Annotated in this window: 26 protein-coding genes and 2 riboswitches; of the genes, 10 read left to right on the top strand and 16 right to left on the bottom strand. The window is 66.0% G+C overall.

Features of this window, described 5'->3' with window-relative positions; all coding sequences use genetic code 11:
* The first annotated feature begins 45 nt into the window (after positions 1–45).
* Positions 46–1,758 carry an ATP-binding response regulator gene (locus N2K98_RS02810; RefSeq protein ID WP_255865925.1) on the top strand — a complete coding sequence of 571 codons (1,713 nt, stop codon included), beginning with the start codon at positions 46–48 and terminating at the stop codon, positions 1,756–1,758.
* On the opposite strand, the gene fdhD is transcribed toward N2K98_RS02810, so the two are convergent.
* The 9 genes from fdhD to N2K98_RS02765 all read right to left on the bottom strand — a co-directional run bounded on the left by fdhD (position 1,755) and on the right by N2K98_RS02765 (position 9,398).
* A complete protein-coding gene (fdhD, locus tag N2K98_RS02805) occupies positions 1,755–2,624 on the bottom strand; it encodes a formate dehydrogenase accessory sulfurtransferase FdhD (protein WP_255865924.1) in 870 nt (289 codons plus the stop codon). The two genes, N2K98_RS02810 and fdhD, sit on opposite strands and share 4 nt — an antisense overlap.
* A gap of 92 nt (positions 2,625–2,716) precedes the next feature.
* Positions 2,717–4,012 carry a molybdopterin molybdotransferase MoeA gene (locus tag N2K98_RS02800; RefSeq protein ID WP_255798248.1) on the bottom strand — a complete coding sequence of 432 codons (1,296 nt, stop codon included), beginning with the start codon at positions 4,010–4,012 and terminating at the stop codon, positions 2,717–2,719.
* Positions 4,009–4,293, bottom strand: a complete 285-nt coding sequence (locus N2K98_RS02795) for a DUF6457 domain-containing protein (protein WP_255865923.1) — start codon at positions 4,291–4,293, stop codon at positions 4,009–4,011. The genes N2K98_RS02800 and N2K98_RS02795 overlap by 4 nt, the downstream gene beginning before the upstream one ends.
* A gap of 36 nt (positions 4,294–4,329) precedes the next feature.
* Entirely contained in the window at positions 4,330–4,980 is a 651-nt protein-coding gene (gene mobA, locus N2K98_RS02790; RefSeq protein WP_255865921.1) for a molybdenum cofactor guanylyltransferase, read from the bottom strand.
* Positions 4,980–5,480 (bottom strand): HNH endonuclease, encoded by a 501-nt coding sequence (locus tag N2K98_RS02785; RefSeq protein WP_255798245.1) that lies wholly within the window; start codon positions 5,478–5,480, stop codon positions 4,980–4,982. The genes mobA and N2K98_RS02785 overlap by 1 nt, the downstream gene beginning before the upstream one ends.
* Positions 5,481–5,733: 253 nt before the next feature.
* Positions 5,734–6,516 (bottom strand): NlpC/P60 family protein, encoded by a 783-nt coding sequence (locus N2K98_RS02780; protein WP_255798244.1) that lies wholly within the window; start codon positions 6,514–6,516, stop codon positions 5,734–5,736.
* A gap of 18 nt (positions 6,517–6,534) precedes the next feature.
* The gene (locus N2K98_RS02775; protein ID WP_255798243.1) at positions 6,535–7,332 is read right to left on the bottom strand and encodes an NlpC/P60 family protein; all 798 of its coding nucleotides are present in this window, start codon (positions 7,330–7,332) and stop codon (positions 6,535–6,537) included.
* 3 nt (positions 7,333–7,335) lie between these two features.
* Positions 7,336–7,494: riboswitch (cyclic di-AMP (ydaO/yuaA leader) on the bottom strand.
* Between the two features lie 148 nt (positions 7,495–7,642).
* Complete coding sequence (locus tag N2K98_RS02770) at positions 7,643–8,407, bottom strand: M23 family metallopeptidase (protein WP_255865920.1); 765 nt, start codon at positions 8,405–8,407, stop codon at positions 7,643–7,645.
* A gap of 3 nt (positions 8,408–8,410) precedes the next feature.
* Positions 8,411–8,609, bottom strand: a riboswitch (cyclic di-AMP (ydaO/yuaA leader).
* Positions 8,610–8,699: 90 nt separating this feature from the next.
* Positions 8,700–9,398: a metal-dependent transcriptional regulator gene (locus N2K98_RS02765; RefSeq protein ID WP_255865919.1), complete on the bottom strand. Its 699-nt coding sequence runs from the start codon at positions 9,396–9,398 to the stop codon at positions 8,700–8,702.
* 216 nt (positions 9,399–9,614) lie between these two features.
* Between N2K98_RS02765 and serC the strand changes: the two genes are divergently transcribed.
* A complete protein-coding gene (gene serC, locus N2K98_RS02760) occupies positions 9,615–10,742 on the top strand; it encodes a phosphoserine transaminase (RefSeq protein ID WP_255798240.1) in 1,128 nt (375 codons plus the stop codon).
* A 39-nt stretch (positions 10,743–10,781) separates the two neighbouring features.
* On the opposite strand, the gene N2K98_RS02755 is transcribed toward serC, so the two are convergent.
* From N2K98_RS02755 to N2K98_RS02745, 3 genes are read right to left on the bottom strand one after another with little or no spacing between them, the layout of a single operon-like run.
* A complete protein-coding gene (locus N2K98_RS02755) occupies positions 10,782–12,062 on the bottom strand; it encodes an MFS transporter (RefSeq protein WP_255798239.1) in 1,281 nt (426 codons plus the stop codon).
* Positions 12,063–12,116: 54 nt separating this feature from the next.
* Positions 12,117–12,698, bottom strand: coding sequence for a DUF3027 domain-containing protein (locus tag N2K98_RS02750; RefSeq protein ID WP_255866136.1), 582 nt, complete (start codon positions 12,696–12,698; stop codon positions 12,117–12,119).
* 21 nt (positions 12,699–12,719) lie between these two features.
* Complete coding sequence (locus N2K98_RS02745) at positions 12,720–13,103, bottom strand: cold-shock protein (protein WP_229952760.1); 384 nt, start codon at positions 13,101–13,103, stop codon at positions 12,720–12,722.
* Positions 13,104–13,314: 211 nt separating this feature from the next.
* On the opposite strand from N2K98_RS02745, the gene N2K98_RS02740 reads away from it, so the two are divergent.
* The 6 genes from N2K98_RS02740 to N2K98_RS02715 all read left to right on the top strand — a co-directional run bounded on the left by N2K98_RS02740 (position 13,315) and on the right by N2K98_RS02715 (position 20,531).
* On the top strand, positions 13,315–13,626 hold the full coding sequence (locus N2K98_RS02740; protein ID WP_255798238.1) for a hypothetical protein: 312 nt from the start codon (positions 13,315–13,317) through the stop codon (positions 13,624–13,626).
* 39 nt (positions 13,627–13,665) lie between these two features.
* A complete protein-coding gene (locus tag N2K98_RS02735) occupies positions 13,666–16,098 on the top strand; it encodes a helicase-associated domain-containing protein (RefSeq protein WP_255865918.1) in 2,433 nt (810 codons plus the stop codon).
* Complete coding sequence (locus N2K98_RS02730; protein ID WP_230026423.1) at positions 16,091–17,737, top strand: DNA repair helicase XPB; 1,647 nt, start codon at positions 16,091–16,093, stop codon at positions 17,735–17,737. The genes N2K98_RS02735 and N2K98_RS02730 overlap by 8 nt, the downstream gene beginning before the upstream one ends.
* A 139-nt stretch (positions 17,738–17,876) precedes the next feature.
* The gene (locus N2K98_RS02725) at positions 17,877–18,590 is read left to right on the top strand and encodes a response regulator transcription factor (RefSeq protein WP_227913521.1); all 714 of its coding nucleotides are present in this window, start codon (positions 17,877–17,879) and stop codon (positions 18,588–18,590) included.
* A 55-nt stretch (positions 18,591–18,645) separates the two neighbouring features.
* The gene (locus tag N2K98_RS02720) at positions 18,646–20,061 is read left to right on the top strand and encodes a sensor histidine kinase (RefSeq protein ID WP_229952770.1); all 1,416 of its coding nucleotides are present in this window, start codon (positions 18,646–18,648) and stop codon (positions 20,059–20,061) included.
* Positions 20,062–20,240: 179 nt separating this feature from the next.
* A complete protein-coding gene (locus N2K98_RS02715) occupies positions 20,241–20,531 on the top strand; it encodes a WXG100 family type VII secretion target (RefSeq protein WP_229952771.1) in 291 nt (96 codons plus the stop codon).
* 154 nt (positions 20,532–20,685) lie between these two features.
* Here N2K98_RS02715 and groL read toward each other — a convergent pair whose 3' ends face one another.
* The 4 genes from groL to N2K98_RS02695 all read right to left on the bottom strand — a co-directional run bounded on the left by groL (position 20,686) and on the right by N2K98_RS02695 (position 24,049).
* Positions 20,686–22,323 carry a chaperonin GroEL gene (gene groL / locus N2K98_RS02710; RefSeq protein WP_255798235.1) on the bottom strand — a complete coding sequence of 546 codons (1,638 nt, stop codon included), beginning with the start codon at positions 22,321–22,323 and terminating at the stop codon, positions 20,686–20,688.
* A 355-nt stretch (positions 22,324–22,678) separates the two neighbouring features.
* Positions 22,679–22,882 carry a cold-shock protein gene (locus tag N2K98_RS02705; RefSeq protein ID WP_255792935.1) on the bottom strand — a complete coding sequence of 68 codons (204 nt, stop codon included), beginning with the start codon at positions 22,880–22,882 and terminating at the stop codon, positions 22,679–22,681.
* 200 nt (positions 22,883–23,082) lie between these two features.
* A complete protein-coding gene (locus N2K98_RS17190; RefSeq protein WP_308219831.1) occupies positions 23,083–23,718 on the bottom strand; it encodes a LytR C-terminal domain-containing protein in 636 nt (211 codons plus the stop codon).
* Between the two features lie 67 nt (positions 23,719–23,785).
* Positions 23,786–24,049, bottom strand: coding sequence for a DUF3263 domain-containing protein (locus tag N2K98_RS02695; RefSeq protein WP_370646466.1), 264 nt, complete (start codon positions 24,047–24,049; stop codon positions 23,786–23,788).
* A gap of 167 nt (positions 24,050–24,216) precedes the next feature.
* Between N2K98_RS02695 and N2K98_RS02690 the strand changes: the two genes are divergently transcribed.
* Together N2K98_RS02690 and N2K98_RS02685 are read left to right on the top strand one after the other, a co-directional pair.
* A complete protein-coding gene (locus tag N2K98_RS02690) occupies positions 24,217–24,996 on the top strand; it encodes a uracil-DNA glycosylase (RefSeq protein WP_407080003.1) in 780 nt (259 codons plus the stop codon).
* A 46-nt stretch (positions 24,997–25,042) separates the two neighbouring features.
* Positions 25,043–25,906, top strand: a complete 864-nt coding sequence (locus tag N2K98_RS02685; protein WP_255865915.1) for a siderophore-interacting protein — start codon at positions 25,043–25,045, stop codon at positions 25,904–25,906.
* Positions 25,907–25,920: the final 14 nt, after the last annotated feature.

Genomic DNA, 25,920 nt, shown 5'->3' with positions numbered 1-25,920 from the left:
AATCGCTGCCCCTGAAGCTGAACCGGGCACCGACGAAAGGCCGTAATGCCCCCGGCACTCAAACCCTTCGCCGCCCCCATGGGCGACGCCTCTTCGGAGGGCAATATTCCCGGCACAGAACCGCGTCCCACGGCGCTGGTTGCCGTTGAACAGCCCGAGGTCTTCTCCGTCGTGGCCGGAATCCTCGCCGATGCGGGCCTGGATGCAGTCCCCGTGCTGGACCTGGACGAGGCCATGGAAGCTGCCCGGTCCGGCTCGCCGGTGCTGGCGGTGGTGGATTCCACCGTCCGTCAGGTTGCCGGAATGGACATGCTCAAGCGCCTCCGGCACGAACCGGCCATGACCAAGCTGCCGGTCATCCTCGTGGCAGGCGAGGCCGGGCTGGACATGGACTTCATGGTTGACCTGGGCATTGCCGACTTCGTGTCCAGCCCGGTGGACCCCGAGGACCTGGCGCGCCGGGTCAACCTCATCCTGGCCACCGCGCGGGCACGCAGGGACCGGCGGGCGGCCACCTCACGGCTGCGCGAGGATACGCGCCGCATTTCCGCCGCCATCCGGGCCACGAATGATCCGCAGCAAATGGCTGAGGTAGTGGTTCACGGACTCGGAGCCACCTTCGAAGCGGACCACGTACTGCTGGTGACCTTCCCGGATGAGCGCGTTCCGGAACTTGCGCTGGCGTGGAGCCGTGAGGACACCTCCGGGGGCATTCCCGCGTTGAACGCACATACCACCGGCGAGCTGGCCGAAACGCTCTGGGAGCGGGGCCGGGGAATGGCGGTGGAAGACCACGGTCAGCCCGCCGATGAGCCGGTATCGATAAGCGCCGAATCACGGACTGCCGGGCTGCGCACCTCCGTGATTGTGCCGCTCGGCCACGGAGACAAGGCGTTCGGGCTGCTCTGGCTTGCCGGCGAGGGTGCCCCGCGGGACTGGACGAGCACGGAGATCTCCCTGATCCAGCATGTCAGCGGAAACCTGGCGCACGGCCTCGTGCAGGGAAACCTGATTACCGCACAGCGGATGGTGCTCAAACGCCAGCGTGACCTGGACCGGGCCAAGACCGATTTCGTGGCCACGGTCAACCACGAACTGCGGACACCGCTGACCTCGATCACCGGCTACCTGGACCTCATCCTCGACGGCTCGGGCGGGGACATCCCGGACGACGTCGCGCAGATGCTCAAGATCGTTGGCCGCAATGCCGTTCGACTCAACCAGCTGATCAGTGACCTGCTGACCATTTCCCGGCAGGATGCGGATGAGACCAACCTCGAGGTGGAGGAAGTGGACTTGGAAGAACTCCTGCGCGCCGTTGCCGCCTCACTGGCACCGGCCGCCGGGGCCAGCAGCCTGGACCTGCGGTTGGAGCTCGGCACCGATCCCTTGCTGGTCGACGGAGACCGCGCCCAGTTGGAGCAGGTCTTCACCAACCTCTGCTCCAACGCCGTGAAATTCACGCCGGCCGGTGGAACCGTGCAGGTCAGTGCCGCGCTGGTGTCACCGGACGGCGCCGGCCCCGTTGTGCGGGTACAGATCCGCGACACCGGCATCGGCATCCCGGAAGCGGACCTGCCCAACCTGTTTCGGCGTTTCTTCCGTGCCTCCAATGCCACGTCCGCAGCCATCCCCGGTACCGGCCTGGGCCTGGCCATCGTCCAGGACATCGTGCTTCAGCACGGCGGGGACCTGGGGATTGCCTCCAAGGTGGGCGAGGGCACCACGGCCACCGTCCAGCTTCCGGCCGCCCGCTAGGCGCCCGCCGACAACTGCGGCTGGACGGGTGCGGGGGCGGCAGCCAGGATCCGTTCCGGCGCGGAATAGCAGTTCAGCGACGTACCGCGGCTGAAACCGATCAGCGTTAGTCCGGCGTCCTTGGCCAGGTCCACGGAAAGCGCGGACGGCGCGCTGACGGCGGCGAGCACCGGGATGCCCGCGAGCTGGGCCTTCTGGACCAACTCGAAGGACGCCCGTCCGGATACCTGCAGCACCATGCCGCGCAGGGGCAGCATCCCGGCGCGCAGGGCCCACCCCACCACCTTGTCCACCGCGTTGTGCCGGCCAACGTCCTCGCGCAGGCACAACAGCTCGCCGTCGGCGTTGAACAGACCCGCCGCGTGGACGCCGCCGGTGCGGTCAAAGACCTTCTGGCCTTCGCGCAGCCGGTCCGGCAGGGCCGCCAGCATGTCCAGCGGGAGCCTCACTGCGTCCGAGGACGGATCGAAGTGCGACGACTTCCGGACCGCCTCGATGGATGCCGTTCCGCAGATGCCGCAGGAGCTGGACGTATAGACGTGCCGTTCCATCCCGGTGTCCGGGAGCGGGGTACCCGGCCGGAGCTGGACATCCACCACATTGAAGGTCTGCTTGCCATCGTCATCCACTCCGGCGCAGTACCGCAGGCTGATGAGCTGGGCCGGATCCCAGATCACCCCTTCTGAGACCAGGAACCCGGCCACCAAGTCGAAGTCGTCGCCGGGCGTCCGCATGGTGACGGTGAAGGACTTACCCATCACCCGGATTTCCAGCGGTTCTTCCCCCGCCAATACGTCGTCCCGCCGGCTGACGGTCCCGTCCAACCGGAAGCGTGTGACCCGCCCTCGCTGGGTAACCCGTCCCATGGTGTCTCCCTGTCTTTAGTGCATTGACTCTGGCTCCGGGTGGCCGGGGCTTCCCGGGGTGTCCTGCTCGCCGTGCATACCAGTGGCCGGGCTTATCCGGACGGTGCGCGGTTGACCTGCCATGGCAGGGGCAGCGCCATCACGGCCTGGTCCCTGATGCAGCCCTCCGGCGGCACCACCATAACGGCGTCCGCCTCGGCCAGTCCGCGGAGCATCCCGGAGCGGAAATACGGCGAAGGCATGGCCCGGTCTTCCTGGATGCTGCAGGGAACCAGCCGGGTCCTTCCGGGCAATGGTTCCAGATCCACACCCGCAAGGACATGCCGTTCACGGGAAATCGGTGCCCCGCGGAGTCCGTCCAGCAGCGGTTGGACGATCGTGAAGACGGCCATCATCGCGGCCAGCGGGTTGCCGGGCAGCGCTACCAGCAGGCGGCCGTCCTGCAACCGGGCCAGCATGGTGGGATGCCCCGGACGCATGGCAATTCCGTCAACGAGGAGTTCAGCCTCGACCTCTTCCAAGGCACGGCGCAGGTGATCCGCGTCCGAACGTCCGGTGCCGCCGGTAGTGACGAGGACGTCGCCGGAAGACATTGCGATGGAGAGTTCATCCGTGGCTTCGCTGCTCAGCGCCGCCACCACATCCTCCAGCCGGTCCGGCAGGCGCCGGACGACGTCGATGCGTCCGCCCAGCATCGTGATCAGCTGCGGCAGCTGGGGTCCAAAGGTGTCCCGGACCTGTCCGGGCTCGGGCAGGCCGGCTTCGATGACTTCATCTCCGGTCAGCAGCAGGGACACGCGCGGGGAGCGCAGCACCGGCAGGGTGTCATGTCCGCACACGGCAGCCAGTGCAATATGGGCCGGGTTGAGCAGCTTGCCCGCAGGGATAGTGGTCTCCCCCGCCGCCGCCTCTTCGCCGGCCGGGCGGATATGTTCGCCGGCACGCGGTTCCGACTCCTTTGCCTGGTCGCTGAGCGTCAGCTGCGGCGGCGTTGTGGCCGACACCGTTCCGCTTTCGGAGCGCAGGACGGCTTCGGCGCCTTCGGGGATAAGCCCGCCGGTGAGGATCTGCACGGCCTCGCCCGGCTGAAGGGCACGGCGGCCCGATTCACGGTGGATCTGCCAGCGCTCCACCTCGGGTTCCTCATGGGTAATGACAGTCCACGGCGGCGGCCCCGCGACAACCCATCCGTCCATGGCCGCTGAGGCGTAATGCGGTACCGGTTGCAGGGCACTGGTTTCGAGGGCCAGAATCCGGCCGAGTGCCTCGTCGAGGGGCACCGTCTCATACGGCAGTGGACGGGCGGCCGCATAGGCGGCGTGGCGGGCCTGCGCCCAGGAGGCATTGGGCTGGGCCGGCAGGATGACGGGTGCGGCATGTTCGCTCATCGGACATCTCCTTCCGCTGCAGCGTTCCGGCACTGTTCCGTGGCTACGGCCATGGCAGATTCCATGGCGACGGCGTCGCCGGCCTGGCCGCTGCCGGCGGCGAGGCCCGCCGCATATCCGACAATGAAGGTGGTCAGCGGGGCGGCGGGCCGCACCACGCTGTGCGCTGCAGCTGCAGCCAGATCGAGGACAGCGGAGACATCCACCGGTGTGCCCTCGAGTTCCAGCGCCTGCAGCAGCCTGCCGCTCCACGCCTCGAGTTGTTCCTGCTGGCTTGCCATTCGTGCTCCTTCGTTTCGCTTGGGGACCGCCCGGTGCTACGGCAGGTCCCCGGCGCTCACACCCAAGGTTTGTGCATCGTTCCAGGTGTCAACATCGGCTGTACTCGTCGGGGGAACATCAACACCCCTCCATTGCACCCTAGCAAGCAACGCCTTCATGGGCTTGTTCGCTAAACCCTCTGCGGCCAGGGAATCAACAGCGGCGCGCAGGTCAGCTGTGCGGTAAAGCGCCGCCAGCGGCTGGCGGGTGCCGCTGGAATCCACTGCCAGCAGGCTCTCTGCGGGCGGCACGGCCGCCGCAGCCAGCAGGGCCCGGACAGCGGCGGCGACCTGCGGCATATCGCAGGCCAGGACCATCGTCCACGGGCTTTCGCCGCTGTCCCGGTTCCCATCCGCCAGGGCGGCCAGGGCGGCGACGGCGGCTCCGACCGCTGCTGCCGGTCCGGCGTAGGCCGGCTCCTCGCGGACCAGCAGCGGTCTCCCCGGGCACCCGGCCGGTACGGTGGAACCGAGCAGCTTCGCCAGCTCCGGCGGCCCCGCGACGGCGACATTTCGTGCATCCGGCACGGCGGCAAGGGTGGTTTCCAACAGGGTTCGCTCCCCGGCCAGGAGCAGCGCCTTGGGTGTGCCTCCAAGGCGCGTGGAACGGCCGCCCGCCAGGATCACTGCATCATAAGCAGCGGACATCAGGCAGCCGTGTCATTCTGCAGGAACGGGTCCCACTGCGGCGACGGACGTTCCAGCTCGCGGATCTGCCAGCGCGCACCCCGGGGTGCCTTGGGAGATACCCGCAGCTCCCAGCCGAGTTGGGCCAGCGTCCGGTCCCCTTTGCTGTTGTTGCACCGCAGGCAGCAGGCCACCAGGTTTTCCCAGCTGTCATCGCCGCCGCGGGACCGCGGCACCACGTGGTCCACGGTAGCCGCCGCCTTTCCGCAATAGGCGCATTCATGGTTATCCCGGCGCAGGACGCCCCTTCGGGTGGCAACGGTGCCCTCCCGGTAGGGAATCTTCACGTACCGGTGGAGCAGGATCACCGAAGGTCGAGGGAGGATTTCGTTGGGCCCGACCACGGGCTCGCCGCTTTCCGCCACCACACTCGCCTTTCCATTCAGGACCAGCACCAAGGCGCGGCGGAAAGTGATCACGGCCAACGGTTCATATCCAGCATTCAGAACGAGAGTGCGCATGCACATACCTCTTCGCCTGCCGCCCGCGAACCGGTGAGTACAAGACACCGCTTCGCCAACGGCACATCGGATTGTCTATGCAAGAGTAGAACGCGATCGCCATCTTTGCTATTTATGCCGGTGGGACAGGGGTCCGGCCCCGGCCAGCAGTACCCGCCTGCGTCCGTGCCCGGGCTGCGGTTCAACAAGGGTTTAACCAGGCAAGGCCCCTCCCGAAGGAGGGGCCTTGCCGGAATGCTGTGCCGGGAGCTGCTTAGCCGCCTACGCGGATGTAGACGCCGCCGGAGCCGAGCTCGGCCGGAGCCACAACGGTGGATCCACCGTTGAAACCGCCGTGCACGGCCTGGCCGCCGCCCACGTACACGGCGATGTGGGCCATGCCCATCCCGCCGTCTGCGTAGTAGATAAGGTCACCGGGGATGGCCTCAGCTGCGCTCACCGTCCGTCCAAGGGAGAGGTAGCTTGCAGGCCAGCCGTGGTGGTTGATTCCGGCCGCCGCCAGTGCATTGGTAACCAGCCGGGTGCAGTCCTGGCCGATGCCCAGCTGCGCGTAGGCAGCTGCTGCAATGGTGGATGCCACACCGGAAGGCGCGCTCTGCGTCGGCTGCACGGGGGCCGGCGTGCTCAGGGTTGTGGCCTGAGCAGCAGGAACCGCCTTGGCAGGGGCACGCGTGTCCGCAGCCACGGCAGCCGGTGCAGGTGCTTCGGCAACCGGAGCTACCGGTTCGGCCACGGGAGCCGGAGTGGTTCCGGCAATGCTGTCCCGTTCGAACGAAACCGGCGCATTTCCGGAGACCTGGAGGGTCTTGACCGAGGAAAGATCCAGGGTGCTTGTCTGGACGTCGCGCATGGCGTCTGCCCCGGAGGCATTGGCCGCGACACCGGTGGTCAGTACCAGCCCGGAGGCCGCCGCGATCACGGCGGCCTGGCGGCCCACCGTTCCGGCGTTGGCACTGACGGCGCCGGCAAGGGCGTTCAGCGTGGTGGTGCGTTCCACCGGCGCCCGGTGGCGGGCGCGCTCAATTGTCGAAGTCATGCTGTCTCGAAACCGGGCTTAGCTGACGCGGACGAAGCTGGCGCCCGGCAGATCGGAGAGTGCGTGCAGGCCGGTGTTCATGCCGTTGAGGCCACCACTGACTACCTGGCCGTTGCCAACGTAGATCGCGACGTGGCCGCCGGTGATCACGAGGTCGCCGGGAGCCGGAGTGGAAACTACGGAACCGAACTGGAAGAACTGGCCGGGGGCCAGGTCGCCGACGGACTTGCCGACGGAGCGCAGTGCGTTCTCGACCATGGCGGTGCAATCCTGCGCCACACCGATCTGGCCGTAGGCGGAGGCAACCAGGCCGGCCGCGACGTTGCCGGAAGCCGGAGCTTCGACAGCTGCCGAGGTGGAGGAAGCTGCCACTACGGCGGGGCCGGAGGCTGCCGGGGCGGTGCGGGCGGCTGCGGCATTCTTGGTGGCTGCTGCCTGGGTTGCTGCGGCCTGCGAGGCTGCCAGCTCTTCGGCTGCCTGGGCTGCGGCCTCTTCGGCTGCAACCTGTGCGCGGTATTCGGCGCCCGAGGTGGAGCTGGGGGCAACCAGGGGAAGCTCGAACGGTGCGTTGGCGGGAGCGGTAACGCTGCCGGCCACGATGTTCAGGGGGGTTGCTGCGAGTGCCTGGCGGTCCGTGCTAACGGAAGAAGCCTGTGCAGGAAGTCCGGCAGCCAGCACGAGGCCGGATGCTGCAACTACGACGGCGGCCTGGCGGCCTACGGTTCCGGCGTTGCTGCTGACTGCCTTGGAAAGTGCAGTAATCGGGTTGGTCTGTACGGTGGCAGCGCGACGGCGGCCATGAGCGTGTGATGACACAAGTTTGCCTCTCCCAATTGCCTACGAGGTGAGCTGTCGGATTCGGATGGGAGTCACCCGGTTGCCCGGCCAATGGCCTTTTGCAACTTAACCCCAAGGGTTTCTTTCGAAACCCGAAATTGGTTCCCCCGCCTCTGCCATGCGATTCTGCGAACGGACTTCAAACAGTGGCAGAGCTAGGCGATCTGTTCGAAGGTGCCCCACCTTTGGCGAATCGGGCACGAGGATGAGCGTACAGCAACATTTGAGGTATGTCACGTTCCGATCACGAAATGATATTCAACTGGTTACAACCAATTGATTTACGCGCTTACAACCAATTCAGCGGGTCCACTACTTCGCCGTTAACCATGACCTCGAAATGCAGGTGGCAGCCGGTTGAGGAACCGGTTGTACCGCTTGCGCCGACCAGGAATCCGCGGTCGACTTCGGTGCCCATGGTGACGGCAATGTTGGAAAGGTGGTTGTACGTCGTCTGTACTCCGTTGCCGTGATCAATCACCACGCGGTTGCCGCCGCCGTAGGGATGCCAGCCGGCGAAGACCACGGTGCCGGATGCCGCAGCGTTGACCGCGGTACCGCAGACGGCGGCGAAGTCCTGCCCGTTATGCATCTCGCCGTGCTCCCCGGTAATGGGGCTGACCCGGTGGCCAAACCCGGAGGTCTGCACCAAAGAAGAGTCCAGGGGCGCGGACAGTGTGCCCTTCGCCGCGGCAGGGACTGCATGCGAGCCGGCGGCAACGGTGATGGAGGCCAGCTTGGCGTCCGGGTCATATTTGCTGCTCAGCCCGGCCCGGGCGAATCCGATATCAGCGTTCGGGTCCGCCGAGACGGGCGCGTCGATCGCCGTCGGCTCGAGCTGGACCGGGTCGTCCGCCGCCGCATGCGTGGGCATGGCGGCCGTGAGGATCAGGCCCGACGTGGCAGCGGTAATGGCCACTTTCTGGGCGGCACAGCCCACGGACACGGACTTGGTTTCGGCGCGCCGACGGCCTGACGGTGAGGCGTTGCGCGGGCGCGCAGGTGCAATAGGAGCTGACGCGCGGCGTCGGCCCGAAGCAGCATGCTTCGACAAGTTATTCCCTCTCATGGATCGCCTGCGAAGTTAGCTGTCGGATTCGAGTAGAGAAAACTCGGCCTTTCCGGAAAAGGCGGGGCATCGCCTGCAACTATGCAGGAAATGCCGCCGGCCCCCGAAAGGCTTCACCCCAAGGCAGCATTGCTGCCGGAAAGTGGGTCCTCCGCCCCTGCCTGGACGAGTTTGGTGCTCCGGTCCGCTGGCAGGGCTCGGCGGACGGACCGGATAACGATGGTGTTTCAGCGTCGGAACTCACTATAGGGTAAATGTCACAAAAGTGACCATTCCGTTACCCAATAGGAGAAACAAAGACGTGGGAGGCCACTTCCGTAGGCAGTTCCAAGGCACCCTCGATGCCCGGAACGCGAACGGAAATATAGCCGCCTACAACCTCTGCGGTGATCTGGGCTCCGGGCCGCAGCCCCGCTTCGTCCAGTTGGGAAAGCAGTTCGGGTTCCACCTGGATGGGTTCCGCCAGCCGGACCAGCCGAAGCTTGGTCCCCGGCTCGGCCGTAGCGACAGTGGACACCAGGTCGACGACGCCGGTGATGAACACTTCCGCCGCCACCCCGCCGATTCCCTCGAGGCCGGGAATGGGATTGCCGTAGGGCGATTCCGTGGGGCGGCCCAACAGCTCATACAGCCGCCGTTCCACGCGCTCACTCATCACGTGTTCCCAGCGGCAGGCTTCATCGTGCACGTACGCCCAGTCAAGTCCGATGACGTCGGCAAGGAGCCGTTCGGCCAAACGGTGCTTGCGCATTACTTCGGTGGCCCGGCGCCGGCCCAGTTCCGTCAGCTCCAGCCGGCGCGTTCCGGCAACAACTACGAGCCCGTCACGTTCCATCCGTCCAATGGTCTGGGAAACCGTGGGGCCGGAGTGCCGCAGCCGTTCGGCAATGCGTGCACGGAGGGCAACAATGTTCTCTTCTTCCAGTTCCAGGATGGTCCTGAGATACATCTCAGTGGTGTCAATGAGATCCGTCATGACGGGCCGCTCCTAGTAAGGGAGGAAGAAGGGCAACGCACCGCTGCCCGGGGGTGTACGCCAACACGTTAGCCTATCCGCCGGACCGCCCGATAATTGCGCGGCGCCGGGCACAGGGTCTGGTGGCGGGCGTCATACATCGCCGCCTCCCGGGCGTGTACGGCAGAATGGAAGTGCATATCCGCCACCTTCGAAACCTGCTTGGAGCGTCACGCCATGGGCGATACCGCCGCACTGAAAATTCCCGCTGGACTCCTCCCGAAGGACGGCCGATTTGGTGCCGGTCCTTCCAAGGTACGCCCGGAACAAATGTCCGCACTCGCAGCGGCGGGAGCAAACCTGCTCGGCACCTCCCACCGGCAGGCTCCGGTACGGAACCTCGTGGGCAGTGTCCGTGAAGGCCTCACCGAGTTGTTCTCGGCTCCGGAGGGCTACGAAGTTGTCCTGGGCGTGGGCGGCTCCACCGCTTTCTGGGACATTGCGGCCTTCGGCCTGGTCCAGGACAAGGCCCAGCACCTGTCCTTCGGCGAATTCGGCTCAAAGTTCGCGGCAGCCACCAACAAGGCTCCGTTCCTCTCGGCATCCAGCATCATCACCTCCGTTCCCGGGACGCGCCCCGAGCCCGCAGCGGAGGCCGGCGTCGACGTTTATGCCTGGCCTCAGAATGAGACCTCCACCGGCGTGGCCGCCCCCGTACGGCGCGTGGAAGGCGCCGACGCCGGCTCCCTGGTCCTGATTGATGCCACCTCCGCTGCGGGCGGCCTGGATGTGGACCTGGCCCAGTCGGATGTCTATTACTTCGCACCGCAGAAGAACTTCGCTTCCGACGGCGGACTGTGGCTGGGCATGTTCTCTCCGGCGGCGCTGGAACGGGCGGCCCGGATCAACGCCGGGGAGCGCTGGATTCCGGACTTCCTGAACCTGCAGACCGCCATCGACAACTCGAGGCTGAACCAGACCTACAACACGCCGTCGTTGTCTACGCTGGTGACCCTTAACGCGCAGATCGAATGGCTCAACGCCAACGGCGGCCTTGCCTTCGCAGCCGGCCGGACCGCCGAGTCGGCGGGGCGGATCTATTCGTGGGCGGAGAAGTCCTCGGTGGCCACTCCGTTCGTTCCCCGCGCCGAGGACCGCTCCAACGTGATTGCCACGATCGATTTCGAGGCGGACATCGACGCCGCGGCAATAGCGAAGACCCTGCGCGCCAACGGCGTGGTGGACGTGGAGCCCTACCGCAAGCTCGGCCGTAACCAGCTGCGGATTGCCACCTTCGTTGCCATCGAGCCCGACGACGTCAGCGCCCTGCTGGAGTGCATCGATTATGTGATCGCGAATTCCTGACCCATGCCCCGCAGCAGGGGCCGCAGCAGGACCCGGACGCTAGGCGTTGTCCGGGTCCTGCTGCTTATCCGGAATATCCGTGGTCATGCTCAGCCTGCGCGGCAGGCTCCGGTCATAGTGGAAACGCATGCCGTAGGTGCGCCAGGCCCAGACGAAACCAATCGCAGCGGCCAGCAGACCTGAAGCGGCGGCAACACCGAGGCTCCAGCGGGGGCCAAAGGAGTTCGAGACCCACCCCACCACCGGGGCGCCCAGCGGCGTGCCGCCCATAAAGATGGCGAAGTACAGGGCCATCACCCGCCCGCGCATGATCTGGGCCGTGGTGGTCTGGACATATGCGTTGGCGCTGGTCATCAGGGTCAGGGCAAACAGGCCGACGGGGATCAGCGAGACGGCGAACAGGATCAGGCTGGGTGCCGCGGCGGACAGGATGCAGGCCAGGCCGAAGGCTCCGGCTGCACCGAAGACAAAGCGCAGGCGGGGCCGGTCCCGCCGGGCGGACAGCAACGCGCCGGCAACGGATCCAATGGCCATCACCGAATTCAGGACGCCGAAAATGCCGGCGTCCCGGCCGAACTCGGTACGTGCCATGGCTGCTATGTAAATAGCGAAGTTCATGCCGAAGGTCCCCACGATGAAGATCGCGAGCATCACCATGATCAGGTCCGGCCGGTGCCGCACGTAGGCAAGTCCGGCCCGGATGCGGCCCTTCCCCGGGGGCGCCTTCGGCAACACGCGCAGCTCGCCGGCACGCATTTTCAGCAGCGCAATGACCATGGCGCCGAACGTCACGGCGTTGAGTACGAAGACCAGGCCCGGGCCCACGGCCACGGTCAGGAGGCCGGCGACGGCGGGGCCGATCATCCGTGCCCCGTTGAAGGAAGCGCTGTTAAGGGCGACGGCGTTGGGCAGGTCCCGCTCGGACACCACCTCGGAGACGAATGCCTGGCGCGCCGGCCCGTCCACGGCGGACACCACGCCGAGAGCCAGCGCGAAAGCGTAGACATGCCACAGCTCGGCATGCCCGGAGAGCACCAGGAACCCCAGCGCCAGCCCCAGGGCGCCCATGCTGACCTGCGTGAGCAGGAGGACCTTGCGGCGGTTGTACGTGTCGGCGATCAGGCCTGACCACGGGGCCAGGAGCAGCTGCGGGCCCAGCTGCAGCGCCATGACTATTCCCATGGCTGCCGCGTCCTGGTCGGTCAGGATGTCATAGACAAGCCAGTCCTGCGCCGTACGCTGCATCCAGGTGCCGATGTTCGACACCAGGGCACCGATAAACCAGATGCGGTAGTTGAAGATGCGAAGGGAACGGAACATCAGTCCAACGCCCCCTTGGGGATAGTGAACTCTGTTGCCGCAACCGTCACGGGATTATTCGTCCTCCTGCGCACCTGTCTCATCGGCGTGCTGTTCGCCGGTCTGGTCCTCGCCTGCCTCGTCCTGCTGCCCGTCGTTGTCCTGGCCAGCCAGTTCCTTATCGGCCTGTTCCTGGTCGGCCTGTTCCTGCGCCCGCTGTTCCTGTTCCTGCTGTTCCTGTTCTGCCGCAATATCTTCCGGACGCAGCCGGTCGGACCAGGGCACCCACTCGGGAGCCAGCAACGCTTCGTCCGAGGGGAGCAGCCCCACCTCGCTGACTGTCACCTTCTTGCTCCGGGGCATACGGGCAACTGTGGCGTACCAGTACCACCCGCGGTAGCCGGGACGGAGGGAAGAGAACCGGTGCGTCACCACCCGTTCGGCGTCGGCCGCTGCACCCAGGTAATTGCCTACTTCGCCTTCGGACACCACGTCCAGCAGTCCGGCGCGGGCTTCGGCCACGGCAGCCGCGAGCACGGCGTCGGGCTTCCCCGGCCGGCGCGGGGCGCGCTTGCGCACCGCCGGAGCAGCAGCATCCGCCGCAGCGTCGGCATCACGTTCAGGGGACGGGTCGGAAGAGGGAGTTACCGGTCTCATAGTCACTTCAGCGCACGTACCTTATATATCCAGATCATCGGCAACGGCCCGCAGGACGGCAGCTACCTTGGATGCGTGCTTCTTATCCGGGTAGCGGCCGCGCCGCAGTCCGTTGGAAATACCGTCCAGCAGCTTGATGAGGTCCTCGGTGATCGCGGCCATGTCTTCGGCATCCTTGCGGGTGGCCTTGGCTACCGACGGCGGGGCCTCCAGAATGCGGGCGGAAAGGGCCTGCGGTCCGCGGCGGCCGTCCGCCACACCGAATTCCATGCGGGTGCCGGGCTTGACCTCGCTGACTCCCGCAGGCAGGGCCGAAGCGTGCAGGAAGACTTCCTGCCCATCGTCCGTGGCCAGAAACCCAAAACCCTTACCAGTGTCGAACCATTTGACCTTGCCGATGGGCACTTCGGTTACCTCGTTCTTAGTTTAATTGCAGCAGGACACCTGCCGCAGGAATGGACGTGACCCGCATTGGCCCGCCAGGCCCGAAGCGGCGCCGGAGTACCTTTGGAGATACTACGGGGAAGTCTGTTCCCTTTAGAATATCCCGACAAGGGAATGGGGCACCAAGGCCTCCCCTTTGTCCCGCGGTTTTCCGCTGTTAGCGTTAATTAACATGAGCAACACCCCACCGGAGAAGGTCCGGGTCCCCGCGGCAAGCGCAGAGAAGCAGATGTCGGCACCCCACACCCCGCCGGATCCCCGAGTTCCTCCCCGCAAATCACCGCTCCGCTGGTTTGCCACCCTACTTGCGGCCGTGCTGGCCCTGTTCGGACTGGGCACGCTCGCTGCGGTACTGATCCTTTCCCTCGGGGGCGAGGCAGTGGCGCCTTGGCTGGTGGCGGCTTCCCTCTACGCGCTCCCCCTCGCGTTCCTGCTTATGGCGGGCCTGGTGATCGACGGAATCAGGCGCCGGCGCCGGGGCTGATCGGTCCGTTTTTCTCCCCACTCAGGTAACGTGGTTTTGATGTCCGCGATTCGAGCTCTGGCCGAAGATTTAGCCGCACGCAGTGATGACCAACTGCGTGAATTGCTCACGGCCCGGCCCGATCTGGCGCTCCCTGCCGTCCCGGATTTCCAGGCCCTGGCTGCACGCGCTTCCACACGTGTCAGCGTCCAGCGGATCCTCGAGAAACTGACGGCACCGCAGCTGCAGGTCCTGGAAGCGGTGGACCTGACCACCAACGAAGATTCCCAGCTCAGCACCACCGCTTCATGGCTGAAAACGGCAATCTCGGGCTCAACCATCAAATCCCTCGATGCGATCCTGGGCCATCTGCATTCCCTGGCCCTGCTTCGGCGGGCCAAGCCGCACCCCGGAGCACCGAAGGCTGACGCGTCGCGCCGGTTCTATCTGCCCGTCTCGGTCCTTGGCGAGGCGCTGGGAGCCTACCCCGCCGGGCTGGGCAGGCCGTACTCCACCCTGGCGGCCCAGCATCCGGAGTTCGGGCAACGCCTGGTGGGCATTGTCGAGGGGCTGCGCAGCAGCGGACTGCCCATAGAGAAGGCCGACACCCCTGCCACCGCCGCCCATTCCCTGCATCATCTGGTCTCTGATCCTGCAGGCTGGGCGACGCTTATGGAGGGCGCTCCGCCGCAGACAACAGAGTTGCTTCGCCGGTTCAAGTATTCGCCGGTGGGCACCATCCCCAAGAAGGCCGCCCTGGGACGCGCCGTCCTGGACAACCCCTCCCCTACCCCGGTGGAGTGGCTCGTGGCCCGCGGCCTCCTGGTCCCCCTGGATGCGCTTCACGTGGAACTTCCGCGGCCGGTGGGCCAGGCCTCCCGCGGCCACGTAATCGTCTCTGACTTCCAGTTGGAAGCACCCCGGCCGGTTCCGCGCAACGTCGCCCGCAACCTCCGGGACAACGCCGCGTTTGGAGCGGTGGCCGAAACCCTGCGGCTGGTTACCGAACTGCTGGCGCTTGCAGCTGAAAATCCGATCGGGACGCTGCGTTCCGGGGGCGTCGGCGTGCGCGAAGTACGCCGCCTCTCCGAGTCGCTGCGGCTGGACGGTGCCGCTACGTCCTGGCTGCTGGAGCTGGCTGCCCTGGCCGGGCTGATCACCTTGGATGCTGCAACCTCACGCTGGGGCGCCACCGAGGGAACCTGGCTTACCCAGACCCGTGAAGATCAGTGGCGCCGATTGGTGGAAGCCTGGCTGGACGCGGACCGCGCACCGTCCCTGGTGGGCGCCCCCCTGCCGGCAGGCGGAGCAGTGAACGCGCTGGCCGCCGAAGTTTCCCGTCCGGACGCCCCAGTGGTCCGCCGTCGGGCCCTGGAAATGCTTGCCCTGCTCTCCGACGTCGAGGGCGCCGGCGAAAACGAGACTGTCGGTGCCTTCGAAACCGAGGACCTCATCAGTGCCCTGACCTGGCACCAGCCGCGGCTGCAGCGGCGTTTTGCCCGGCTGGTGCCGGGCATCCTGAAGGAGGCCGCCCAGCTGGGGCTGCTCGGTTCAGGGGCGTTGACGGTGCTCGGCTCGGCCGTTGCCGGCAGCGACTATTCCCGTGCCACTTCCGTGCTGCGTGACGCGCTGCCTGCGCCCTTGAATTCCTTCCTCCTGCAGGCTGACCTCACGGCGGTGGCGCCCGGGTACCTGGAGCCCGACGTCGCCCGGGAACTGGCCCTGATTTCCACGGCGGAAGGCCAGGGACCGGCAACGATCTACCGGTTCTCGGCCGAGTCCATCCGGCGGGCACTGGATGAAGGGCACGACGCCGACGGCATCCTCGCCTTCCTGCACCAGCATTCTGCAACGGAGGTCCCCCAGCCGCTGCGCTACCTGGTGGAGGACACCGCAGCCCGGTACGGCCGGCTGCGGGTGGGTGCGGCCGGATCGTATCTGCGCAGTGATGACGAGGCCGGGTTGAACGCCCTGCTGGCGGACCCTCGGACCGCTTCACTCGGCCTGGTGCGGTTGGCCCCGACGGTGGTCGCAGCCAACGTGCCCGCCAAGGAACTCACCTTTTCCCTCCGGGAGCTCGGCTATCCGCCGGCACTGGAAGGCCCGGCGCGCAAACCGGTTGGCTCCCACCGGATGGTCCCGGTGCCGGCACCGTCCTCCTCTCGGGCCCGGTTGAACCCGTGGGAACTTACGGACGAGGACCTGGACCGGCAGCTTGCCGCGCTGCGCGGCGGAGGGCCCGTCCCGCACGCGGGCGAGAGCCAGTCCCTGGTCAGCCTGGAAACCCTGCGCAAGGCCATCCGTACCAGGAGTTCGGTGCGCATGGGCGTGGTGGATGCCCAGGGGAATCAGCGGCAGGAGATTTTCGTTCCCCTGTCAGTGAGCGACGGCAGGGTCCGGGTCTATGACCCGCGCAGCGACGTCGAACGCACAGTGTCAGTACATCGGATTATGGACGTGGAAATAGTGGAGGGTAGCCCGGCACATGGTTGACGGACCGTTGATTGTCCAGAGCGATAAGACGATTCTTCTGGAGGTCGATCATGAACAGGCAACCGAGGCTCGGCACGCCATCGCCGCTTTCGCCGAACTCGAGCGTGCCCCCGAGCACATCCACAGCTACCGGCTGACGCCGCTGGGACTGTGGAATGCGCGGGCCGCGGGGCTCGACGCCGAACAGGTCCTGAACACGCTGCTTATGTACTCCCGTTTCCCGGTGCCGCATTCGCTGCTGATCGACATCGAAGAAACCATGTCCCGGTACGGCCGGCTGCGCCTCGAGAAGGACCCCCAGCACGGGTTGGTGCTGCGCACCAATGATTACCCGGTGCTCGAAGAAGTAATGCACGCCAAGAAAATCCAGCCGCTGCTGGGCCCGCGGATCGACGGCGAAACGGTAGTGGTGCAGTCTGCCATGCGCGGCCAGCTCAAACAGCTGCTGCTGAAGCTGGGCTGGCCTGCCGAAGACCTGGCCGGTTATGTGGACGGCACGCCGCATCCGATCCTGCTCAACGAAGACGGCTGGGCCCTGCGCCCCTACCAGAAGCTCGCCACCGAGAACTTCTGGGCCGGCGGTTCCGGCGTGGTGGTACTGCCCTGCGGTGCGGGCAAGACCTTGGTGGGTGCCGCGGCCATGGCCACCAGCTCCACCACTACCCTCATCCTGGTAACCAACACCGTCTCCGCCCGGCAGTGGAAGGATGAGCTGCTCAAGCGCACCTCCCTGACCGAGGACGAAATCGGCGAATACTCCGGCGCGGTGAAGGAAGTCCGGCCGGTTACCATCGCCACGTACCAGGTCCTGACCCTCAAGCGCGGCGGACTCTATCCGCACCTGGAGCTGCTGGACGCCAACGACTGGGGCCTGATCATCTACGACGAGGTGCACCTGCTCCCGGCACCGATTTTCCGGATGACCGCGGACCTGCAGGCCCGGCGCCGGCTGGGTTTGACCGCCACCCTGGTCCGTGAGGACGGCCGCGAGGGCGAGGTCTTCTCCTTGATCGGCCCCAAGCGCTACGACGCCCCGTGGAAGGACATCGAGGCGCAGGGCTACATTGCCCCGGCCGAATGCATCGAGGTCCGGGTGGACCTGCCGCGGGATGAGCGGGTGGCCTACGCCATGGCCGAAGACGGGGACAAATACCGCCTGTGCTCGACGTCGGAGACCAAGACCGGCGTCGTCGAACAGCTGGTCCGCCGCCATGCCGGCGAGCAGACCCTGGTGATCGGGCAGTACCTGGACCAGCTGGACGAACTCTCCGAGCGGCTGGACGCACCGGTGATCAAGGGTGACACCCCGGTCAAGGAACGCCAGCGGCTCTTCAATGAATTCCGCGAAGGGGCCCTGAGCACGCTCGTGGTGTCCAAGGTTGCCAACTTCTCCATCGACCTGCCCGAGGCCTCCGTGGCCATCCAGGTCTCCGGTTCCTTCGGCTCCCGGCAGGAAGAGGCCCAGCGGCTGGGACGGCTCCTGCGCCCCAAGGCGGACGGCAAGGCGGCGCACTTCTACACCGTGGTGGCCCGCGACACCCTGGACCAGGACTTCGCGGCCAAGCGGCAGCGCTTCCTCGCCGAGCAGGGCTACGCCTACTCCATCCTGGACGCTACGGATATCGAAAAGCCGGTCTAGTGCGGCCTCGGGGAAGTGCATATCGTTCCGGGCCGACCGCAATGTCGGCCGATATAGGAGCTGACGCTCACCGGGCACTCCCAGATTTTGTTCTGCACACCTACAGACAACGTCCAGCTAAATGTAAGAAACTGGGCGGGTGAACAAATCGTCTGCACCCGAAGCACGCCTCCTTGTTGTCGATGATGAGCCCAATATCCGCGAGCTGCTGTCCACCTCGCTGCGCTTTGCCGGGTTCGACGTCGTCGCGGCAGCCAACGGCCGTGAGGCCCTTGCCGCCGTCGACTCCCACAATCCGGACCTCGCGGTCCTGGACGTAATGCTCCCGGACATGGACGGCTTCACCCTCACGCGCCGGCTGCGCGCCGCCGGACAGCACTTCCCCGTGGTCTTCCTGACCGCCCGCGACGACACCGAGGACAAGGTCACCGGCCTCACCGTGGGCGGCGACGACTACGTCACCAAACCCTTCAGCCTCGACGAGGTGGTGGCGCGGATCCGCGCCGTGCTGCGCCGCACCCAGCCGCTCGAGGACGACGACGCCGTCATCCGCGTGGATGATTTGGAGCTCGACGACGACGCCCACGAGGTGCGGCGCGGCGGCGTCACCATAGACCTCTCCCCCACCGAGTTCAAACTGCTGCGGTACCTGATGCTGAACCCGAACCGTGTCCTGTCCAAGGCACAGATCCTGGACCACGTCTGGGAATACGACTTCAACGGAGACGCCTCCATCGTGGAGTCCTACATCTCCTACCTGCGCCGCAAGATCGACCGCAGCCCGGACGCGCCGGCGCTGATCCAGACCAAGCGCGGCGTGGGCTACCTGCTCCGCTCCTCGGAGAAGCGCTAGGGCTTTGATACGGCGCTGGAAATCCGCTTCACTTCGGTCGCAGCTTCTCGCCATCATGGCGGTGCTGATGGTGGTCACGGTGACCATCACCGGCTTCGCCACCATTACCCTGCTGCGCCAGATACTGGTGGACCGGCTGGACGCGGACATCGACGCTAATGCGTCCAAGGTCTCGCGCTACCTGCTGGTGAACGAGCCGAGCACCGATGCCTCCTTGTTCCGGTACTACGGGCTGTACCTGAACGAAGACGGCAGCCATGGTCCGGCGACGCATTCGGAGTCGGCGACGGACATCCCGAAGCTCGATAACTACACCTCCGAACAGGTAGAAGCCATGGACGCCGAGGGCTTCGATGTCCGCGGCACGGAGCCGACATCGAAGGGCTGGCGGGTACGCATCTACGACTTCGAGAACCTGCCCGGTTCCGTGGCCGTTGCGATTCCGCTGGACTCGGTCGCCGCGACCGTGGACGAGGCGGCGTCGCTGGTGTTTTCGGTCGGGCTGCTCGGAACCCTGGGCGCCACGGGGATCGCTTATTGGGCGGTCACCCGGCAGTTCCGTCCGCTGAGCCAGGTGGAAAAAACCGCAGCCGCCATTGCTGCCGGGGACCTCTCCCGCCGCGTGGAGGTGGGCAACCCGGCCACGGAGATCGGCCGCCTGTCCCGCTCGCTCAATGCCATGCTGGCCCATATCGAAACTGCGTTTGCAGCCCGCACCCAATCCGAGCGCAAGATGCGCCGCTTCGTGCAGGACGCCTCCCATGAACTGCGGACCCCGCTGGTGACCATCCGCGGGTTCTCGGAGCTGTATCGCCACGGCGCCCTTCAGAAACCCGAAGAGATCTCCGCTGCCATGGGCAGAATCGAGAGCGAAGCCAAGCGCATGGGACAACTCGTAGAGGACCTCCTGACCCTGGCCCGGGTGGACGAGCAGCGCCCGCTCGAATACGAGCCGGTGGACCTGATGATCCTGGGCAACGACGCCGCCCTGGACGCGCGTGCCAGCGCTCCCGACCGGGACATCCGGGTGGTGGGGCTGGACGGCCACGCCCCGCAGAGCGCACCGACCATGGGAGACGAGGCCCGGCTGCGGCAGGTCGTGGCGAACCTGATGACCAATGCCCTGCGCTACACGCCGGCCGGTTCTCCCATCGAAGTGGCAGTCGGAGTAGCACCCGTTATCCATGACCGGATGGATGCAGTGCTGGAGGTACGGGACCACGGGCCCGGGATCTCGGAGGACGACGCCGCGCGGGTGTTCGAACGCTTCTACCGCGCCGATTCCTCCCGCTACCGGGAGACCGGCGGCACCGGCCTCGGACTGGCCATTGTGGCCGCCCTGGTGGCCCAGCACGACGGGACGGTGCGGCTGGCCGAGACGGAAGGCGGAGGCGCCACCCTGTCCATCCGCCTGCCCTACCGCGCTCCGGAGCAGTTCCCTGAGCGTCCCGACGAGGCTGACGACAACTGACCCTCCCCTGGCGCCGCCGGGCCTGCAGACGGGCCGGAGGGGCCGTTCTGCCCTCCACAGGGGTATCCCGGAGGAAGACCGGCCTTCGTCCTCCACACCTATTGGTCCTTCGCGCGCCGGCGGCCGGCTGCCGTCCTACCCTTCCGGTATCCGATCCAAGCCGCTACCAGGAGGAAATCATGCCCCTATTTGCCGTGGACAGCGAGGCGCTGGCTGCCAAGAGTGCCGAAGTACAAGGAACCATTGAGCGCCTTCGGGCAGACGTGAACGGCATGCAGGCCGGGCTGGCCTCGCTAAGCGAAATCTGGCGGGGATCCGCGTCGGCCAATTTTCAGCTGCTGGTTACCGATTGGCGGGCCACGCAGGCCCGGGTGGAGGAATCACTGGACAGCATCAACCAGGCGCTGGCCTTCGCGTCAGCGCAGTACGCGGAGACGGAGGCGGCGAACACGTCGCTCTTTATGCACTGATTCCGTCGCCGCCCGGAGCTGTGCTGGCGCTCTGCAAGGCAGTGCACAAGGCAGTGCGCTCTTCAATGCAGGTGCGCTCTTAAATGCAAGAGGCGCGGCACCCGGTCCGGGTGCCGCGCCTCTTACTTACGCTTTAGGCAAGAGCTGCGGGGGCTTAGAAGCCGCCCATGCCGCCCATGCCGGCCATCTCGTCAGCGCCGCCCATGGCGGGGGCCGACTTCTCCGGCTTGTCAGCAACCACTGCTTCGGTGGTCAGGAACAGGCCGGCGATGGAAGCTGCGTTCTGCAGGGCAGAGCGCGTTACCTTTACCGGGTCGTTGATGCCGGCAGCCAGCAGGTCTTCGTACTCGCCGGTTGCTGCGTTCAGGCCGAAGCCTTCGGGCAGGCCGCGGACCTTGTCCACAACAACGCCCGGCTCCAGGCCTGCGTTGAAGGCGATCTGCTTCAGCGGAGCGTCGATGGCAACGCGGACGATGTTGGCGCCCGTTGCTTCGTCGCCCTCGAGGGACAGGTTCGCGAAGGCCTTGAGGCCGGCCTGGATGAGGGCCACGCCGCCACCGGCGACGATGCCTTCTTCAACGGCAGCCTTTGCGTTGCGGACAGCGTCCTCAATGCGGTGCTTGCGTTCCTTCAGCTCAACCTCGGTTGCCGCACCGGCCTTGATGACTGCAACGCCGCCGGCCAGCTTGGCCAGGCGTTCCTGCAGCTTCTCGCGGTCGTAATCCGAATCGGAGTTCTCGATTTCGGCACGGATCTGGTTGACGCGGCCGGCGATCTCTTCAGCGTCGCCTGCGCCTTCCACGATGGTGGTTTCGTCCTTGGTGACAACAACCTTGCGGGCCTTGCCCAGCAGGTCCAGCGTGGCGTTTTCCAGCTTCAGGCCAACCTCTTCGGCGATGACCTGGCCACCGGTGAGGATGGCGATGTCGGCCAGCTGTGCCTTGCGGCGGTCGCCGAAGCCCGGTGCCTTGACGGCTACGGACTTGAAGGTGCCGCGGATCTTGTTGACCACCAGAGTTGCCAGGGCTTCGCCCTCAACATCTTCGGCGATGATCAGCAGCGGCTTGCCGGACTGCATGACCTTCTCGAGGACTGCAACGAGATCCTTGACGTTGGAGATCTTCGAGTTGACGATCAGGATGTACGGATCCTCAAGGACCGTTTCCTGGCGCTCGGCGTCGGTGACGAAGTAACCGGAGATGTAACCCTTGTCGAAGCGCATGCCTTCGGTGAGTTCCAGTTCCAGGCCGAAGGTGTTGGACTCCTCGACCGTGATGACGCCTTCCTTGCCCACCTTGTCCAGTGCTTCGGCAATCAGGTCGCCGATCTGCTGGTCACCGGCGGAGATGGAAGCCGTAGCGGCAATCTGCTCCTTGGTTTCGATCTCCTTGGCAGATGCAATCAGTTCGGCGGTAACGGCGGCAACAGCCTTCTCGATGCCGCGCTTCAGGCTCAGCGGGTCGGCGCCGGCGGCAACGTTGCGCAGGCCTTCCCGGACCAGTGCCTGGGCGAGGACAGTTGCCGTGGTGGTGCCATCACCGGCAACATCGTCAGTCTTCTTGGCAACTTCCTTGACCAGCTCTGCGCCGATCTTCTCGTAGGGATCGTCCAGCTCGATCTCCTTGGCGATGGAAACGCCGTCATTGGTGATCGTGGGGGCGCCCCACTTCTTTTCGAGGACCACGTTGCGGCCACGCGGGCCGAGGGTCACCTTGACGGCGTCGGCGAGGATGTTCAACCCGCGCTCGAGGCCGCGGCGTGCCTCTTCTTCAAATGCAATGATCTTGGCCATAACGGCTATCGTCCTTCCGGAACAGTCATGCTTGGAGCAAAATGTTGCATTCCTGGCTGGAGTGCCCGCGACGGACGGCCCGGATCGCGCGATCTCTTTACGCGCTCCCCGTTCCTCACCCCAGTGGGTTGCTTGTTCACTCAACACCGTCGGACATTTAGCAGTCATCCGGCAAGAGTGCTAAGTCAATAATTAGCACTCCCACACACTGAGTGCAAGCGATCACGCCGACATGCCATCCGGTTCACAGCGTTCCCGGCCGCTGCCGGCGGGCGAATGCAAAAGCAGCGGCGGAGCCGAGGCTCCGCCGCTGCCGATCCCGCCCCCAAGCCGGGAGGATGTTCCTTAAAGTGGCCTACAGTGCCCGGACTTCCTCGGCCTGCGGACCCTTCTGGCCCTCGCCGATTTCGAACTCAACCCGTTGGCCTTCTTCCAGCGTCCGGTAACCGGATGCCTGGATGGCTGACCAGTGGACGAACACGTCCGTCTCTGCCTCGTCGAGGGTAATAAAGCCGTACCCTTTTTCACCGTTGAACCACTTGACGATCCCCTGCGCCATGATCTTTCTCCAACCTAGATTCCGATGCCGCCCTCCGGCGGCATGCTTGGACGCCGGAGGCGCCGGATCCGGCGCCTCTGTCGGTTCCCAAGGGAGGCCAAGGTCAGCGGCGCAAACCGGCTGGCATCACTCTAACCACGGTGATACCGATCACATACACAGGCAGCGATAACGTTATGGTCTTTTTACCCGAGCCCGGTTTACCGGTATCCCGGGCCCAGGATCACGGTGACACCGGTGAAGCCGGGCGTTTCCAGAGCGGGTATCCCCAGTTGCGCGCCGATTTCCTGCGCATTTGCTGCCAACTCCGGCGAGCTGTAGTAAACGCCGGATCCCTGCTGGGGTGCGCCGCCCCAGTTAGCCACAGTTCCCACGGCCCACCCAGCAGCGCTCATCCGGCCGGAAACGCTGGCACCAAGTCCGGTGACCCCGCTGGCATTGAACACTGCCACCGGCTGGGTACGGTCGATCGCCGGCACAGTCGGGGTCGGCGTCGGCTTGGGCGTGGGAGTCGGAGTGGGCGTGGATGCCGGAGTCGGACTCGGCGAGGCGGCGTCGGACTCCACCTCGGGAGTCGGAGTGGCCGCAGCTGAGGCGGACGCAGAGGCAGGCGCCGGAGCCTGTGCCGCCGCGGACGGATCAGCGGACCCCGTACCGATGCCCAGCCGCGGCAGCACTAAGAAGGCTGCCAGGCCGATCAGCAGAGCCAACACACCCACGGTGATCAGCAGCCCCAGCCCGTTCGAACGCGAGGGAATGAGGCGTTCGCGGTGCACGCCCTGCCGCGCGGACGTTTCAGGGACCTTGTCGAACTCGTCCCGGGGGTATTGGCTCATTGTGGAGTTTCAATCCTTGTTCTGATGGCGCCGCATGCTGGGCCGCCAACATTGGAGGGAACCGGCGCTAAACGCCGGTGCCCAGGCGGCGGGCGGTACGGGCACGCTGGCGGGTCGTACGTAGTCTACGCAATCGTTTGACCAGCATCGGATCATGCGCGAGGGCTTCCTCGGTATCAATCAGCGCATTCAGGACCTGGTAGTACCTCGTGGCCGACATCCCGAAGAGGTCCTTGATGGCCTGTTCCTTGGCGCCGGCGTATTTCCACCACGCCCGTTCCAACGCAAGCATCTGCTGTTCCTGGGCACCCAACGGGCTCTCCGGGTCCACTGCGTCATCGAGGGAAAACCGCTCGGCTTCGGCCGATTCCGCCACATTCACTCCCAAAAAGATCCCTGTCGTATATCTACCGCCCATGCTAATTGGGAATAACAGGCTTGTCATTTAGGACGGTCCCCGGCAAGACACCGCAAACGCACCGGTGACAAAATGGACCAGTGACCACAGACGAACCCCAGCTTTTTTCCTACACCGGCGAAGCCGCACGGGAGGAAAATATCCCTTTCCCCTTCGCTGCACCCGCACGCCTTGAGGACCTCATGGCTCCCGACTGGGCCCATGTGCTGGCCCCGGTGAAGACGCGCCTGGAAGAAATAGCAGCCGAACTGGAGGCGGAGCGCCGCGCCGGACAGCGCATCCTGCCTGCCCCCGGCAACATCCTGCGCGTCTTCCAGCGTCCGCTGGCCAGCGCCCGCGTGTTGATCGTAGGCCAGGACCCCTACCCCACCCCCGGGCATGCCGTGGGCCTCTCCTTCTCCGTCGGGAAGGGCGTGCGTCCGCTTCCCCGAAGCCTGAACAACATCTTTACCGAGCTCCACGCCGATCTGGGAATCAATGCCTCCCCCTCCGGGGACCTCAGCGCCTGGGCGGATCAGGGTGTGGTCCTGATGAACCGCGTGCTCACGGTGCGTGCCGGGGAAGCAGGCTCACACCGGAAGCGGGGGTGGGAGGAAATCACTGAACTCGCCGTGCGGGCACTGGCTGCCCGCCGCCGCCCGGACGGCACGCGCGTTCCCCTGGTCGCCGTCCTGTGGGGCCGCGATGCGCAGGGCATTGTCCCGTTTCTCGGAGATACGCCCACCGTCGAATCGGCGCACCCCAGCCCCCTGTCGGCATCACGCGGGTTCTTCGGCTCCCGGCCGTTCAGCCGGGTTAACGAGCTGCTCGCCCAGCAGGGCGCCGAGCCCGTGGACTGGCGGCTTCGCGGGGAGCGGTAAGAGCGGCGCGATACGGTAGTTATAGGCCCTTTCCTAGGAGACACCCATGTCCGAACCAATGACTTCCCCGCGCCAGCAGGAGCCTGAGTCTCCTGCTCCCCGGCGCCAGCGCCCCCTGCTGACCCTTGAGGTTCTCCGCCGGGAGCAGATCAGCGAGCATATGGTGCGGGTGGTTGCCGGCGGACCCGGCTTCGACCGGTTCCAGCCCAACAGCTGCGCCGATGCCTACTGCAAGATCTGGTTTGGCCCGCAGGGCCGCCCGATTGACGGCACCGAGGACCTGGACACCATTCGGGCGCGGAGCGAACGGGAACACTGGCCGGTGTCCCGCACCTACACGGTCCGGAACGTGGATCCTGAAGCACGCGAAATCAGCATCGACTTCGTAGTCCACGGAGACGAAGGCCTGGCCGGGCCGTGGGCGGCGTCGGCACAGCCGGGTGAACCCTTGACCTTCTCCGGCCCCGGCGGCGCCTTCAACCCCGATCCCGACGCCGACTGGTACCTGCTGGCCGTCGATGAATCAGCCCTCCCCGCGGCTGCCACTGTGCTCCGTGCGCTGCCGCAGGACGCCGTCGGGCAGGCGTTCATCGAAGTCGCCGGCCCCGCCGACCGCCAGCCCGTGCCGAAACCTGCGGGCGTGGAGCTGACCTGGCTGTACCGCGGGGACATCCCCGCCGGCCGGAGCCGGATGTTGACCGACGCCGTTTCGGCGGCACCCTGGCGGGACGGAACCGTGCAGGTCTTTGCGCATGGCGAGCGGGAGGCCATGAAGTCCCTGCGCGATGTCTTGTTCAGCCACCGGGGACTGGAACGCCGGCAGGTCTCCCTTTCCGGCTACTGGGCTGCGGGACGCACCGAAGACGTCTTCCAGGCCGAAAAGCGCACACCGGTGGGCAAGATTCTTTAGCCCGGACGGCAAAA

The organism is Arthrobacter jinronghuae, from assembly GCF_025244825.1.
Lineage (GTDB): Bacteria > Actinomycetota > Actinomycetes > Actinomycetales > Micrococcaceae > Arthrobacter_B > Arthrobacter_B jinronghuae.
Note: the sequence above shows the minus strand (reverse complement) of the source record. Positions and strands in the feature narration are given on the sequence as shown.

Coding starts and splice junctions, on each gene's coding strand:
- N2K98_RS02705 (WP_255792935.1), bottom strand. CDS start 22,882: ATGGCGCAGGGGATCGTCAAGTGGTTCAACGGTGAAAAAGGGTACGGC.
- N2K98_RS02750 (WP_255866136.1), bottom strand. CDS start 12,698: ATGAGACCGGTAACTCCCTCTTCCGACCCGTCCCCTGAACGTGATGCC.
- N2K98_RS02685 (WP_255865915.1), top strand. CDS start 25,043: ATGTCCGAACCAATGACTTCCCCGCGCCAGCAGGAGCCTGAGTCTCCT.
- N2K98_RS02810 (WP_255865925.1), top strand. CDS start 46: ATGCCCCCGGCACTCAAACCCTTCGCCGCCCCCATGGGCGACGCCTCT.
- fdhD (WP_255865924.1), bottom strand. CDS start 2,624: ATGGGACGGGTTACCCAGCGAGGGCGGGTCACACGCTTCCGGTTGGAC.
- N2K98_RS02755 (WP_255798239.1), bottom strand. CDS start 12,062: ATGTTCCGTTCCCTTCGCATCTTCAACTACCGCATCTGGTTTATCGGT.
- N2K98_RS02795 (WP_255865923.1), bottom strand. CDS start 4,293: ATGGCAAGCCAGCAGGAACAACTCGAGGCGTGGAGCGGCAGGCTGCTG.
- N2K98_RS02740 (WP_255798238.1), top strand. CDS start 13,315: ATGAGCAACACCCCACCGGAGAAGGTCCGGGTCCCCGCGGCAAGCGCA.
- serC (WP_255798240.1), top strand. CDS start 9,615: ATGGGCGATACCGCCGCACTGAAAATTCCCGCTGGACTCCTCCCGAAG.
- N2K98_RS17190 (WP_308219831.1), bottom strand. CDS start 23,718: ATGAGCCAATACCCCCGGGACGAGTTCGACAAGGTCCCTGAAACGTCC.
- N2K98_RS02785 (WP_255798245.1), bottom strand. CDS start 5,480: ATGCGCACTCTCGTTCTGAATGCTGGATATGAACCGTTGGCCGTGATC.
- N2K98_RS02715 (WP_229952771.1), top strand. CDS start 20,241: ATGCCCCTATTTGCCGTGGACAGCGAGGCGCTGGCTGCCAAGAGTGCC.
- groL (WP_255798235.1), bottom strand. CDS start 22,323: ATGGCCAAGATCATTGCATTTGAAGAAGAGGCACGCCGCGGCCTCGAG.
- N2K98_RS02735 (WP_255865918.1), top strand. CDS start 13,666: ATGTCCGCGATTCGAGCTCTGGCCGAAGATTTAGCCGCACGCAGTGAT.
- N2K98_RS02730 (WP_230026423.1), top strand. CDS start 16,091: ATGGTTGACGGACCGTTGATTGTCCAGAGCGATAAGACGATTCTTCTG.
- mobA (WP_255865921.1), bottom strand. CDS start 4,980: ATGTCCGCTGCTTATGATGCAGTGATCCTGGCGGGCGGCCGTTCCACG.
- N2K98_RS02780 (WP_255798244.1), bottom strand. CDS start 6,516: ATGACTTCGACAATTGAGCGCGCCCGCCACCGGGCGCCGGTGGAACGC.
- N2K98_RS02800 (WP_255798248.1), bottom strand. CDS start 4,012: ATGAGCGAACATGCCGCACCCGTCATCCTGCCGGCCCAGCCCAATGCC.
- N2K98_RS02720 (WP_229952770.1), top strand. CDS start 18,646: ATGGCGGTGCTGATGGTGGTCACGGTGACCATCACCGGCTTCGCCACC.
- N2K98_RS02765 (WP_255865919.1), bottom strand. CDS start 9,398: ATGACGGATCTCATTGACACCACTGAGATGTATCTCAGGACCATCCTG.